Source organism: Alteromonas sp. BMJM2 (assembly GCF_027257845.1).
Classification (GTDB): domain Bacteria; phylum Pseudomonadota; class Gammaproteobacteria; order Enterobacterales; family Alteromonadaceae; genus Alteromonas.
In genome coordinates this window covers 59,465-73,640 of the sequence record NZ_JAPVOT010000018.1, presented here as the reverse complement: position 1 = coordinate 73,640, position 14,176 = coordinate 59,465, and the positions used below count along the sequence as shown (strand labels likewise).

Annotated in this window: 9 protein-coding genes; 4 read left to right on the top strand and 5 right to left on the bottom strand. The window is 43.1% G+C overall.

The window, feature by feature from the left end; translation table 11 throughout:
• Positions 1–487 precede the first annotated feature (487 nt).
• From O9X84_RS15965 to O9X84_RS15945, 5 genes are all read right to left on the bottom strand, one after another.
• The gene (locus O9X84_RS15965; protein ID WP_269520684.1) at positions 488–1,495 is read right to left on the bottom strand and encodes a YhdH/YhfP family quinone oxidoreductase; all 1,008 of its coding nucleotides are present in this window, start codon (positions 1,493–1,495) and stop codon (positions 488–490) included.
• A gap of 96 nt (positions 1,496–1,591) precedes the next feature.
• On the bottom strand, positions 1,592–2,278 hold the full coding sequence (locus tag O9X84_RS15960; protein WP_269520683.1) for a 3-keto-disaccharide hydrolase: 687 nt from the start codon (positions 2,276–2,278) through the stop codon (positions 1,592–1,594).
• Positions 2,279–2,308: 30 nt separating this feature from the next.
• Complete coding sequence (locus O9X84_RS15955; protein WP_269520682.1) at positions 2,309–3,403, bottom strand: hypothetical protein; 1,095 nt, start codon at positions 3,401–3,403, stop codon at positions 2,309–2,311.
• A 116-nt stretch (positions 3,404–3,519) separates the two neighbouring features.
• Positions 3,520–6,282 (bottom strand): alpha-L-rhamnosidase, encoded by a 2,763-nt coding sequence (locus O9X84_RS15950; RefSeq protein WP_269520681.1) that lies wholly within the window; start codon positions 6,280–6,282, stop codon positions 3,520–3,522.
• Between the two features lie 21 nt (positions 6,283–6,303).
• Positions 6,304–8,019, bottom strand: a complete 1,716-nt coding sequence (locus O9X84_RS15945; RefSeq protein ID WP_269520680.1) for a sulfatase family protein — start codon at positions 8,017–8,019, stop codon at positions 6,304–6,306.
• 350 nt (positions 8,020–8,369) lie between these two features.
• On the opposite strand from O9X84_RS15945, the gene O9X84_RS15940 reads away from it, so the two are divergent.
• From O9X84_RS15940 to O9X84_RS15925, 4 genes are all read left to right on the top strand, one after another.
• Entirely contained in the window at positions 8,370–9,794 is a 1,425-nt protein-coding gene (locus tag O9X84_RS15940; RefSeq protein ID WP_269520679.1) for a BNR repeat-containing protein, read from the top strand.
• Positions 9,795–9,847: 53 nt separating this feature from the next.
• Positions 9,848–11,254: a sulfatase-like hydrolase/transferase gene (locus tag O9X84_RS15935; RefSeq protein ID WP_269520678.1), complete on the top strand. Its 1,407-nt coding sequence runs from the start codon at positions 9,848–9,850 to the stop codon at positions 11,252–11,254.
• Between the two features lie 27 nt (positions 11,255–11,281).
• Positions 11,282–12,739, top strand: coding sequence for a BNR-4 repeat-containing protein (locus tag O9X84_RS15930; protein ID WP_269520677.1), 1,458 nt, complete (start codon positions 11,282–11,284; stop codon positions 12,737–12,739).
• Between the two features lie 63 nt (positions 12,740–12,802).
• Positions 12,803–14,050 (top strand): glycoside hydrolase family 88/105 protein, encoded by a 1,248-nt coding sequence (locus O9X84_RS15925; protein WP_269520676.1) that lies wholly within the window; start codon positions 12,803–12,805, stop codon positions 14,048–14,050.
• Positions 14,051–14,176: the final 126 nt, after the last annotated feature.

Sequence of the window (14,176 nt, the reverse complement as noted above, 5' to 3'; positions counted from 1 at the left end):
TCGCGCTCAATAAACTTGGGTAATTGTTTACCATGCCCTAATAAGGCTTCTTTGAACTCAGGGTAATGCCGCTCAACCAGTTGATACAGCAAAGTGTTTTCTGGCCGGTGTCGTTTGTATATTGCAGTTTGCTGTGTGGCCAGCAACGGTCTCACCCTTAATTGCACTATTTGGATGTTAGGATGACAAACGTTGGTGACGTTTTCGACTGGTCAGTAGTTGGTTTTTGCTTGTGGAAGAGTTGATTTGCTTATGTTGGCTTCACGTGCACAGCGGAAGTTCAAACTCTAAACTTCTAGGTGTTGTCTGAAGCTGAACTTCGTCAAGTAAGATACGGCGTTAAGGTTCAAGAGTATCAGTAGTGATCGTATAGTCGACTAATCGTTTGAGGTATGCTTGTTGTCACTTGATGATGTAGTTGCCGACATAAGCGCCTCATTTCTTACAAGTGAGGCGATTATTCAGCAATCAACTTTCTTTAATGAACTCACGCGTCTTTTAAATTTACGACGTACCGCCCAACCACTTCTCCTTTAAAGAATCTATCTAAGTACTCTGGCGTATCATGTAACGATATTTCTTGATAGTAGCTCTCTAAATCTGGCAGTTTCATGTCTGTCGCCACGCGCTTCCAAATATGTTGCTTGTCTTCAAGCGGTATGTAAACCGAATCGACACCCAATAAAGAAACACCCCGTGTGATAAAAGGAATAACGCTCATAGCAATTTCGGGAGAAGCCGCCAACCCAACAGATGTTACTCCACCTCCTGGCTTAACCTGTTTCAGCAACCCTGTTAAGTAATCTCCACCAAGGGTGTCAATGGCGTGAGCCCACTTGGGCTTTCCGGCAATAGCGTCCTTTACTTCTAAAATGACCTCTCTGTGCAAAACGTCGCTAGCACCCAGTGACTTTAGCTTCTCAGATTGTTCAGGCTTACCTGAAAAAGCAATAACGTCATAACCAAGGTGAGAGAGTAGGGCGATACTTATGCTGCCCACTCCACCCGTTGCGCCGGTAACGCCAACTGAGCCATCACTTGGTTTCGCCCCCATCTTCTCTAATTTTTGAATGCATAGCGCGGCTGTTAATCCACCCGTGCCATATATCATGGCTTCTTTTAGTGTTAACGAGCTAGGGCAAGCTACGGCCCACTCAGCCGGAATCGATATTTTTTGGCCAAGACCACCCGGGGTATTCATGCCTAAGTCATATCCGAACACAAGCACTTCGTCACCAGCACTAAAAGTACCCGATTTATCGCTTACTACTACACCTGCTGCGTCGATGCCAGGCGTGTGAGGAAAGTGCTGGCTAATTCGCTTATTGCCACTTGCTGACATAGCATCTTTGTAATTTAACGATGAGTAGTGCACATCTATTAACAAATCATTTTCTGGAAGTTGGCTAACTTCTCTTTCTACCACTTTTTTGCTAAACGTATTAGCGCTGTGCTCTTCAACAAGCAGTGCTTTAAACGCGCTAGTGTTACTCATAATTTTTCTCCATAAATGCGTTTGTACTTCAGCTAGAAACTTTTAGACCTATCATTTCAGAACAATGGCCGAATAATCATTTCTCCCTTTTGTTACTTACATGGGAGTAATCATAATGTTTCTAAAGCGCACAATGTTACTCTTATCCCGCTCCTCCTTGTATGCTTTACTACCATGGTGCTGAAAAGCAATCACACCTTTACTGTCTTTTGTATCTTTGACATGGGTTGTTAGTAGGTCATTAATGAAGATTTTTATATCGGAACCTTTACACACAATTTTGACTTTATTCCATGCTAAGTGGCTATAGGCTTCACCTTGCTCTTTACTCCACTCACCTAAGAAATTGGTAACAAAGTCATCATCAGGATGAGAGCGGGTAGGGTGGCTGGGGTACAACCACTTTCTGCGGCCCTGATCGAAAAATCCACCTGTCCATTTTCTGTCACTGGGATCTATATCTACTTGATAGCCGACAATTTGTTTACCTTTGTCGGTTTCAACAATTTGGCCTCGAAAAATAATACCCGAATTACTGTATTCAGAGGTATCAGGCATTTTAACTTCTGCTTCAAGGATAAAGTCTTCGTACACCTTTTTGGTTGAAAAAAACCAGTTTTTTTCGGATATAAGGTGTAGCTCACCATCAACAAAGGTTGCTTCACCATCCTCATATACATTGTTGAAGTTAGACAGTGACTCATCTAACAAAGGCTGAGTTGATGAGCATGCGCTCAACATTAAAAGTGCGGTAAATAGACTGAGTAATTTGGGGTATTTCATTGTGAGCTCTCCAGTAAGTACGTAAATAAACTATTTCTGAAACACCAAGCCGCGCCACCTGCCTCTAGCGTAAGCGGTACCGCCATTTTCAGGTATCTTTCCATTGGTCACGGCCTTTGCTTGAACGGTGATTATGTCACCTGGTTTTAGAGTAAGAGAACCTAAGTCGAAGTAATTTTCTTGATAATCTACAGTAGTTTCTTGGTTAACAAAGCTACCGATTTCGTTGCCATTCAGTAGCACTCTGTAAGACGACTCGCCGTCTATTTCACCTAAAGTTACCAATATGACGTTCTTAAAATTCTGGCTGGTTTTTGATTTTTTACCCCACATCTTTTTAGGGACTGTTAATTCAGACGTAGCCCACACGTTTCTATATTGGGTTTCTCTTGCATCTATTCCCAAGGCATTATTTCTGCGGTCGTGGTAGAAGGGGACTTCACCTACAGACTCAAAAGCTTGCGAAGCCTCTAAAATGAGGCTGTACTCTTCTATGCTAATAAACGTTTCTTTTGAAGGAAGGGCTAAATATTGGCGTCTGGTCTCATCTGGACCAATGTCTTCGGGCTTATAATCAGCGTCTTGAGTCAGAATGATTTTGTCTAACTCGAACCCGTCTTCGCGCATAGATATTGTGACGTTATGTATTCCACTTTCAGGTATATCTAGCCAAATGGTGTTTGGTTGGCCGCAGTGATTGTCTTTTGCTCTTTGATTAGAAGACCATGTCCATTGATGTTTGCCTTCGCATAGCTGAAGTCGTTGGCTACTCGAGGGCCACGTGTTGTTAAGCCCAACATGTAATCCATTGTCTTCGCTACCTGAGCTGAAAGCCCTAGCCCAAACATAGTATTTACCCGCAGTGTCAAAATAGACTGGATAGGTTAAAACAGCCATCTTGCCCGGTGTGGCGGAAAAATTAACGTCATGAACCAATGGTTCGTGATGGTTTGTTCTTGTATCCGGTAATAGTTCAACATATGAATTGTTACTAGCACCCTCCACATGAATTTTGTCACTATCTGCAAATCCATGGAGGCTCTCGCTTTTTCGGTTAAACACAATCCAGCGTCTTGTACTTGCGTTATATTGAGCTGAGTAATGCTCTGCTTCTATTACGGCCATCTTATTTTCTGTGACGATAATGGAGTCGTTCACGCTTGCTAGGCAATTCGGTGTAATAAAGAGCAAGAAATATGAGCAAGTCGAAATGTGCCACTTTCTTAACAATTGGGATGTCATCACTGTGCGGCACCGTGCTTTTCATCAATAATCAGTTGGAATTGATACTGGCCAGCCTTTAGGCTCTTCCACTTATTAATAGGCTCATTTTTTGCGTTTGTTGCCGCGACAACTGAATAATGCGCGGGTGGAACGAACTCAGCGCTAATATTAAACGGAACGGTCACCGATACATCAAAACCGTCACTCGTCATTGTCCAACTTACATCGATATCACCGCTAGGCGTAGGTATAGAGCCTTCAGCAAAGCCGAGTTTCGATGTGAGCTGAGGTGAAATTATTGCTTTTTTAAAGCCTGGCAACTGTGGCTTTACCCCAAGAATACCCTCATAAAACCATCTTGAAATAGTGCCGTAGGCGTAATGATTTAACGAATTCATACCCTGTGGGTTAAATCCTTCTTCTAATGAGTATGAGTTCCATCGTTCCCATGTGGTGGTAGCGCCATTATTAATTGAGTAAAACCATGACGGGTAGGTTTCTTTAAACAACAACTCATAGACTAAGTCGGTACGTCCAGCCTCTTGCAATACATTTGCAAGTAATGGAGTACCAAGAAATCCTGTTCTTAAGTGTGTGTCGGCGTTCTGAAGTAATGAAATTAGTTTAGTTTGTGCAATTTTCACCTCGCTTTGAGGAAGTAGGTCAAATGCCAGCGCAAGCAGGTAGGCCGTTTGTGTTTCTTTGCCTTTTATTACGTTTAGATCTTCATCAAAAAATTCCGCTCTAAATGCTTTTGCTAGTGTCTTTTGCTTAGCTTCATAGCGCTTTGCATCTTCATTGAATCCGAGCTCTAGTGCTGTTTTTCTAGTGAGCGCTACAGAGCGAGCAAAGAATGCTGTGGAAATAAGTGAGAAGTCAGTATCTCCCCGGTTGGCGCCTTTCCCTTCTGCTTCGGGGTAGGGTTGTAACCAATCGCCAAAGGTCATCATGCTTGAGATATTGTTTTTAGCTTGGCTGTCATGATAGTTAATCCAAGACTTCATGGATGGGTAACTATCTTCTAAAATCTTTTGATCGCCAGTCATCATGTAGAGCTCCCAAGGCAGGATTGTGGCAGCATCCCCCCATCCCGACGACGTCCAGTTTATCCACTTCACAAAGGGCACATAAAGTGGAACAAACCCATCTTCGGTTTGCTCTTCACGCAAACTATTTAAGTAAGCAGACCAGAATCCGTAGACATCAGCCATATACATAGACGGCGCAATAAACGCGTTGGCATCACCTGTCCAACCCAGTCTTTCGTCGCGCTGTGGGCAGTCTAAAGGTATATCAAAGAAGTTCCCTTTTAGCCCCCAGTTAATATTTTCAAATAGTTTATTTAGCTTAGGGTTGGCGCTTAAAAAGTTATTGTATAAATCAATATCAGAATGTTGAACGTTAGCGACAATCCAATTTTTTACAGGCGCTTTAGTTTCGTCAAAACCCGAAATTTCAACAAAGCGAAACCCGTGAAAAGTAAAAGTAGGAGTGTATTCAGCAATGCCATCTTTAGCAGGAAGGAAATAGTCTGTGGAATGTGCAGAGCGATAGTTATCTGTATAGAAGTCACCTTTGTGTAACGCTTCGGCAAATCGTAGCGTCACTTGTTTACCCTGTTTTACCGGTAACTTGATAGATGGCACGCCGACCATGTTCTGGCCAAAGTCAAAGATGACCGTGTCCTTACTGACTTGTTTAAATGATAGCGGTGTTAATTTGTCCACATTGCGAACCGGCAAATGACGCTTAGGGCGCAAAAGTGTGCCTGGTGTTGATGCATCGGTAATGACTGTCCCCCATTCACTGTCATCATAATCTGGCATCGACCAGCCTTGCATTTCATAAGTTTCGTCGTAACGCTCGCCATCGTAATTACTGGCAAATCGAATTGGGCCAGATTGTGTTGCTTTCCATGAGTCATTCGTCGTAACGAGCCGCGTAGTATTGTCTGAATAGGTTATTTCTAATTGGGCTAAAAATCGCGGCGGCTTCGAATGGTCGGTTTCCTTTAGATCTGCAATTCTGCCTGAGTACCAACCACCTGCGATTATTGCTCCAAGCGCATTGGCTCTCTTTGAAATCAGCTTAGTCACGTCATAGGTGAGTGTCTCGATGCGTTTTTCGTAAGGCGTCCATCCTGGGGGTAATGCATCGTTTGCGGTTATATCTTTACCGTTTAGGTAAACCTTAAAAACGCCTTTAGCGGTTACGTATAACCTTGCTTTAAGCACGTCTTTTTTTACAGAAAATTGCGTTCTAAAATACTGCGGCGTCGCCAATGTACTTTGAGAAGGGGAGAGTGAAGATTCTGTATCTTTTGCGCCTATCCACGAGGCTTTCCAGTCAAGGTTCTCGAGTAAACCCATTTCAATGTGAGCCACGTCGCTCCATTGTGATGCTATATTGTTCTCATCCCAAAACCTCACGCGCCAGAATACTTTCTCTCTAGAGGTGATTTTTTTACCTTTATACTGCACCCAAGACATTGCCGATGATTTTATTTTTCCACTGTCCCATTTATCAGGATTTGTTAATAAGCCTTCAGGTGTTGAGGATACCTGTATCTGATAGGCAGATTGTTGGGTCGATTTGCTGTTACTGATAGAGGGCTTCCACGAAAAACGGGGGGAGGCTTCGTAATACCCAAGAGGGTTAACGAACCCTTCACCTACTTTCAGTGAGGTGGGTTTATCATTTTCAATAACAGAGTGAGAAGAGCAGGAGACTGCAAAGATAACCGTGAGTACGGCAAACCAGAATGTTCTAACAACACACATTTTTCTAATTCCTTTATTTTATTAGTCTGCATCGATAGCTAAGGATATTGGGGCGCTTTCGATATACCCAGGCCTATGCGCGATGGCTTCTAGGATACCTTGTTTGATCGGAAGTTCTTTTTGATAGATTTGCCAGTGTGGTGATGTCTCATCGTTTTTCATACGATAAGAGATAAAAGCGCCTTTGGTTTCGCTTGTTATTGTAACTTTGCCATTTTGTACTGCTATTTTCGGCGCTTCGGTAGTTGGCTGAGACGTTTTACCGTTCCATAATTTGTCGATAAGCTGACGTTCTTTCATCAATGGGTCATCTTTGATGTCAGCTAGCCATAGTTCTAAAGCATCCCCCATTTCTTCTCGCTTAGTTTTGTAGTTTTCAATATAGGCAAGGTTAGATAGTTCGTGAGGATCGTTACACACATTAAAAAGTTCATGATCATCCTTTTCTTTTCGAAACCATTGGCCCTGTGCTTTATTGAGTGCATCATCTTTCTGTAAACGAAGAAGTTCACGCATACTTGGTATCTTCTCTCTGTAGGCGACAGGGAGATAGTAAGGCTCATTAGGTCGATAGTTTCGAATATACTTATAACAATTATCTCTTATGGCTCTGATAGTGTCGGTGAAACCGTCAAATCGGTCTGCGGCGGCATAAATGTACTGTCGCTCATTTGATGTATCTAGGAAGGAGTGGCCGTGCATATATTCAGGTATGGAAATACCCGCCATAGCTAACGTTGTTGGCGCGAAGTCGACAAATGACACGAGTCGTTCATCGATGGTCCCTGCTTTATACCCCTTGGGAAAGCGAATGATGAGTGGGACTTTCAAGCCGCTATCATATATCAGTCGTTTTTGCCGAGGCATAGGGCCGCCATGGTCGGAGTAGAAAACAATAATGGTGTTTTCCAATAAGCCATCGTTTTTTAATGCGCTTACTATCGCGCCTATCTGCTTGTCAGTTTCAGCTAGGTTGTTGTAAACCTTCCAAAGGTCATTTTGTACTGTTGGTGTATCGGGTAGATACGGCGGTACGGGGAATCTCGTTGCCTTATCTATGTGGACAGGCGTAGTTTCTTCATTCGTTTTAATTCTGTGATCGTTAGGCAGAAGCGCAATTTTTTTTTCGTCGCTGGAAAAGTAGTGGCGCTGTTCTAACTTTCTAATGCCGTATGGTTCAAATAGGCCAGACTCATGTGTGGTAGTGAAATTGAAAATGGAAAAAAAAGGTTTATTACTCGGTTTGTTGCGCCAATGAGCGAAAATCCCATTTTCGTCCCAAGCCGTTTTTGGTGCTTTAAATTGGTAGTCTGTTTTATAATTATTAGTTGTGTAATATCCCGCTTCCCGCATCAACTGACTTAACATCTTCGTATTTACAGGGGGCACAGCCTCGTACTTAGGGAGTCCGGTTTCAGCGGTATTAGAAGACGTTCTCATGTTATTTGCACCAAAGCTGTTGGGGTAAAGCCCAGTTGCTAGTGCTGCTCTGCTCGGTGCACATACGCCAGATGTAGAAAAGGCATTATTATAGACAACACCCTCATTGGCTAGTTGCGAGATGTTTGGTGTACTAATGGTACTGTCACCGTACATAGGCAGTAGGGGACTCATATCTTCAATAACAAGCCACAAGATATTAGGCTGCCCAGTATTTGCCGTAACTGAATGGCTTACTATAAGCAATACAATCGCAACGACCTTGGTCAGTTTCAACTTCATGTTGTGCATTGTCATTCCACCTCTTTACTAATTCTGCTCGGGAAAAGCCTGCGTAAGTATTACTGAAAGATTCTTGCGACATCTTATTTTCAGCGTTCCGATGTTAACATTGTTTTAATCATAAATGTAAACAATAAGTCAAATCCAATCTTTATTGTGACCATTAGGAATATTCTTGGTTTACAAATAGCAATTACACACATTATTTATTAAACGAAATTGATGCTGTTAAACGCGTTTTAAGCCCTGTTTATGATATTTTTTTTGATACTATCTTCTTGCTTTTCAATGACTTTAGGAGTTGTAGGGAAATATTTTAGTTTTGCCGGTCACATCTTTTATTTTGTGAGTGAAAAAGATTGTAAATGACCGTTAATTTGTTTAGAGTTATTGAAAATATTAACGACATATTAACGTTTTGGAGTTGTTCAGTGATGCGATTGAAGTCATTGCTACTACGAGCCATTCTCGGTGGGCTCGCTATTTCCTCAGGGGGAGTGGCTACGCAAACTTTCGATAAAACGAGCTGTTTCGAGGTTGAGGCGATTGATCGAGTTTGGTCAGGGCATCGAGTTGCGTTTGATTATGTTGGTAAAGGCGATCAGCAAATAGTGGCCTATTATGATGCTAGTAGGCAGATGAGTGTCGCTTACAAACCCTATCCAACCGGAAATTGGATTTATCAAAAGTTAGACAGCTACCTAGGGTGGGACAGCCATAATAGTGTAGTGATAGGTCTCGACGAAGAGGGATATATCCACATCGTTGGTAATTTGCACGTTAATCCGATTGTCTATTTCAAAAGCGAAAAGCCATACGATGTCAGAAGCTTAAAGCGCGTCGACTTCATGGCGGATGAAAAAACGGAAAGTCGTATGACTTATCCGGAATTTTTTAATGACGCTGAAGGAAAGTTATACTTTAAATATAGAAATGGAAGAAGCGGAAGTGGCAATGAAATCTATAACGCTTTCAATGCCAAAGACGGAACGTGGCAGAGGTTGCATGACTCTCCGTTAGTTGATGGAGAGGGAGAGAGAAATGGTTATTTCTGGGGGCCGGTTCTTGGTCCTGACGGTTATTTCCATCTTTCATGGGTTTGGAGAGAAACACCTGTCGCAGCCTCTAATCACGATATTTCCTATGCCAAGAGTAAAGATTTGGTGAATTGGCAGAAGTCTGACGGTACGTCACTCACTCTCCCGATGAAGCTTAGTAATAGTGAAGCCGCGGTACCGTTGCCACAATTCTCTGGAATTTTGAACGGGCACACTCCCATCGGATTTGACCACAAAAAACGGCCTCTCATCTCATATCAAGCGTATGATGAAAACGGTGATAGCCAACTTTTCGTTGCAAGAAATGACAACGGGAAGTGGAAAAGCTATCAGGTTTCTAATTGGAGAAATTCACGTCAAGAGTTGAATATGACGGGAGCCCTCCCGACTACTTTAACAGTTAAACAGCCTGCTAAGCTTATTGACAACGGCGACGTTCAGGTTTTCGCGGATTTAGACGGTACTGCTTACGCGTACACCCTTGATGGTGATTCGCTCACTGTTAAGGCTGAGACTACTGGCTCACAAATTCCACCGGCATTACTTACATTCGATAAAGCAAACGATATGCCTTTATACACAAAGGCGATGAAGCAACTTGAAACAGATGATAATTTCCCGACTGCAGGAAAGCGATTTTATCTTGCTTGGGAAGCGTTGCCGCCTAATCGCGACAAAGGTAGAGCCTTTATACCTGAGCCGACTACATTAACAGCACACTGTCTCAAATAGTATTCAGTTATCAAAATTCAACGTTTTAACAATAATTTTAATTAGGAAATACCATGAACAAACTAAGGTTTAGTCTTATAAGCGTACTTGGTGCATTATTCACATCTCTTTCCTCCAGTGCAGTAGCACAGGACAAACCAAATATTCTTTTCATACTCACTGACGACTTAGGTTTCAATCAAGTGGGCGCTTACGGTAATACACCAATTAAAACGCCAAACCTTGACGAACTTGCATCAAATGGTATTCGCTTCGACCAAGCCTATGCAGGCAACACAGTGTGTTCTCCGTCTCGGGTTTCTCTTTTTACTGGAAGAGACGGGCGCTTAATGACGAATAACTCTAATACTGTGCAGCTAACAGAGATGGATATTACGTTAGCGCATGTATTAAAGCATGGGGGCTATGACACCGCGCTGTTTGGTAAATATTCTATCGGGTCGCAAATGGGGGTTACAGACCCTCTCGCTATGGGCTTTGATACATGGTATGGCTTCTACTCAATTTTAGAGGGGCACCGTCAATATCCTCAAATAGTATGGAGAGACGGGCAAAAAATTCGTGTAGCTGAAAATGAAGGTGGGAAGAAAGGCGCCTATGCTCAGGAGTTATTCACTAAAGAGGCGATAGACTATATAAAGCAACCGCGAGAAAATCCATTCTTCGTCATGCTTGCGTACTCATCGCCCCACGCAGAGTTGGGTGTGCCAGAGAAGTTTAGTGAGCAGTATAAGTTCGATGAAACACCGTATACGGGAATGAAAGGCGGAAATCCAGCCGACAAGTACGCGTCATACTATCCAGAGCCTATCAACAAGCCAAACGCGACGTTGGCAGGCATGGTATCGGCGCTAGACCACTATATCGGTCAAATTGTAAAGCAGTTAGACGAGATGGGTGAGCTTGATAACACACTTATCTTTTTTACTTCTGACAATGGTCCACATGATGAGGGCGGCGCCGATCCTGAATACTTAAAAGCTTCTGAACCTTATCGCGGTATGAAGCGAGATTTATACGATGGTGGTATTCACGTGCCTATGATTGTCCATTGGCCAGAGCGAATTGAAGCCGGTCGTACCGACGAAACACCGTGGTTATTTGCCGATGTAATGCCTACGGTCGCTGAGGTAGCAAACGTTAATTTGAATATGGTGCCTAGAGTTAAAACTAACGGCAAGTCTATTGTGGGTCTATTGAAAACTGAACCTAATAAAATGGATGAGCGTGTTCTTTATTGGGAGTTTTCAAAACAGGTGGGCGATCCTAACTCTGGCGTTATAGGTGATACATACCAAGCTGCGCGGAAAGGCGAGTGGAAAGCTGTTCGATACGGTTACGATGCCCCGCTCGAATTATTTAATATCGAAAAAGATCCTGCTGAATTACGTGATCTTTCCAAGAAGAAACCGGACATTGCTCGCGAGTTTCTAACCTTGTTTGAAGAGAACAGAGATTAATGTTCAGCAAAGAATAGGAATGACACGATGTTAAAACATAAATTTTTGCATAGAAAAACACAACTAGCGCTCAGTGTTGCCCTAGCAGGTAGTCTGCTAGCCGCGGGATGTAACGGTCAATCTGATAGGCCGGAAGCTGTTGCTTCAAACGACACGCAATACGTAGAATACTTTGCTGACAATGCTGTAGGTAATCCTTTAGCTATTGTGCAGCATCCGGCAGCATTGCACCAAAACGGCATTACCTATGTGTCATATCAAGGTCCAAAAGAAGATCCGTTTGTAGCCACTTACAACCACAGCAGTAAAGAATGGAAAGGTCCCTTCAAGGCAGGAACTAGCGAATTAGGTCGCCGTGATGGTGGTAAGAAATTTGATAATCACGGCAAGCCAACCATGCTTATTGATAACGAAGGCTACGTTCATATTTTTTATGGTGGACACGGCGGTCATGCTTCAAATGGTAAAAATCCTTTAGGTAATACTCATTTTGGTGCAAATAAACACGCTGTTTCTAAGAAACCTTACGATATTACTGAATGGGAAGATTTAGATAACATCACCCCGTTTGGCACCTATAACCAAGTGGTTAAGATGGATAATGGCGATATTTACTTATTTTTCCGTCATGGAGCTCATCGCAGTGACTGGGTTTATCAGAAATCAGTAGACAACGGACGTACTTTTTCAGCCCCCGTTTCATTTCTCAAGCATAAAAGACGAACCGATATTCAAGCTGTTGATAGCTGGTATGCATGGATAGGAAAAGGTGAGGGCGACAACCTGATCGTGTCCTACGACTACCACGTGTGCTGGGATGGTAAAGCGGGTATTAACGGGCGAGGACACACTACAGAGCGACACGATGTCTACTTTATGAATTTTAATACCAAAACTAATGAGTGGAGCAATGTAGAAGGTGAACCTCTTTCACTTCCGGTTACCAAAGAAGTTGCTGATGAAAAAACACTAGCCGTGAAAACTGGCGATCTATGGACCTTTAACGGTACCTCACATCTTGATAGCAAAGGCCACCCGCATATTGCAATTAATGCTGGCGTTGATAAAGGCGCAAAAACCGGCGGACCTAAGCAAACAAGACACATTTGGTGGAACGGTAAGCAATGGCTAGGTGGCAAGAAGATTATCGAAGATTACGAGGGTGTTTCCAGAGGGGACTTCAAAGTTACTGAACCCGAAGATATTCGATATTTAGTCACTTACGAGAAAGAAGGGGATGCGGTTTTGTCTTGGTGGAGCAGCACCGAAGATGGAAATTCGTTTTCAGAAGACGCAACAGTACTCAAAAGACCTAATGCAAGTTTTGCAATTACAACGTTAATAGAGAATGGTCACCCCGAGGCCCAAATGCTGGTTGCTGAAAAAGAAAGTGACGAGAACATAAAAGTCTATTTAGTGGGTGAAAATGGCCCAGTACCCAGAGCGTTGAGCAGCCTAAAATCTATAAACGAACCTGTTATGTAAGCTAGGTTCCCTTTTTTAACCTGGTAAACATACGTAATCGGTGACGATTAGTTGAGAACAAATATGAAATACACAAAATTGAAATTATCGACCATTGCGTTAAGTTTAGCGCTAGGTCTCAGCGCTTGCTCTGAAAAGGTGCCAGACCAGCAGGCTAACAGCGTTGATAATAAACCTGCGAAAGCCATGAAAATGGAAAAAAGTAAGGAGATGCAGAAGCAGGGTATCCAGTCTAGTGCAATGCGCATCGGTAAAAGCGCTGCAAATTGGCAAATAGCGCAATTTGGTAACTTGAATTACATTCCAGAGTCTCACCGCGCTAAATCAGAGAATGCAAAGTTTTGGATCCAAGCGTCTTTCTATATCGGCTTAACGCGCTGGATTGACGCGACTGATGATAAGCAATTAGAGGACTTTGTTAATGAAGTTGCTAAAAAAGAAAATTATGAGTTGATCCTTGAGCGACCTTACCATGCAGATGACCATGCCATTGCACAAACTTATCTTTGGTTAGCGGAGCATTCTGATATTGAAGAGGCATATAAGCCTACTCAGGACGTCTTCGATATGATCCTTAGTAAGCCACCGCAGGTTGGTTTGAACATGGGAGATTCTGAGTCGAGCACTGGTAAGTATCATCTAGAAGGAAACTGCCAATTAAGATGGTGTTGGGCAGATGCTCTATTTATGGCACCAAGAGCATGGGCGCAAATGACGAAAGTAACTGGCGACCCTAAATATTTGGAATATGGTGACAAAGAGTTTTGGGCCGCAGCAGATTACTTATTCTCTGATGAGTACGGCCTATTCTTCAGAGACAGCCGTTATTTTGATGCTAAAAGCGACAATGGCGAACCCGTATTTTGGGGAAGAGGTAATGGTTGGGTTTTCGCCGCTATACCCATGATCATTGAAGAGTTGCCAAAAGGGCACCCTTCCAGAGATCGCTATATCGAGCTTTATAAAAAGCATGCTGAAGGGCTTATGGCGCTTCAAAAAGAGGATGGCTATTGGCCCGCGTCGTTAATGGATCCCAACAAGGTCACCACGCCAGAAGTGAGTGGTACAGGTTTCATTACCTTTGGCCTAGCGTGGGGTGTGAATAATGGAATTCTAAACGATCAGCGCTCTAAAGATATTGTAGAGAAAGGTTGGAAAGCAATCACTGAAGCTGTTACAGACGATGGTCGTGTTCACTGGGTCCAACACGTTGGAAAAAGCCCCGACCCTGTAAAAGAGTCTGATTCACAATTATATGGCACCGGCGCCGTGCTACTGGCAGCGTCGGAAATGCTTAAATGGAATAAATAGAAAATTCCAGCCAAAGCCTCTAGCTCGACATACTTCGGCTAGGGGCTTTTTTACACTGTCACGCTATTCCCAGCCAGCACTCTTCTCTACATAGACTGATTGGTTGTGGGCTGAACAATGACTTGA

Excerpts from the sequence above, each read along its gene's own strand:
- O9X84_RS15945 (WP_269520680.1), bottom strand. The coding sequence starts at position 8,019 with ATGACAATGCACAACATGAAGTTGAAACTGACCAAGGTCGTTGCGATT.
- O9X84_RS15950 (WP_269520681.1), bottom strand. The coding sequence starts at position 6,282 with ATGTGTGTTGTTAGAACATTCTGGTTTGCCGTACTCACGGTTATCTTT.
- O9X84_RS15965 (WP_269520684.1), bottom strand. The coding sequence starts at position 1,495 with ATGAGTAACACTAGCGCGTTTAAAGCACTGCTTGTTGAAGAGCACAGC.
- O9X84_RS15960 (WP_269520683.1), bottom strand. The coding sequence starts at position 2,278 with ATGAAATACCCCAAATTACTCAGTCTATTTACCGCACTTTTAATGTTG.
- O9X84_RS15955 (WP_269520682.1), bottom strand. The coding sequence starts at position 3,403 with ATGGCCGTAATAGAAGCAGAGCATTACTCAGCTCAATATAACGCAAGT.
- O9X84_RS15935 (WP_269520678.1), top strand. The coding sequence starts at position 9,848 with ATGAACAAACTAAGGTTTAGTCTTATAAGCGTACTTGGTGCATTATTC.
- O9X84_RS15940 (WP_269520679.1), top strand. The coding sequence starts at position 8,370 with ATGACCGTTAATTTGTTTAGAGTTATTGAAAATATTAACGACATATTA.
- O9X84_RS15930 (WP_269520677.1), top strand. The coding sequence starts at position 11,282 with ATGTTAAAACATAAATTTTTGCATAGAAAAACACAACTAGCGCTCAGT.
- O9X84_RS15925 (WP_269520676.1), top strand. The coding sequence starts at position 12,803 with ATGAAATACACAAAATTGAAATTATCGACCATTGCGTTAAGTTTAGCG.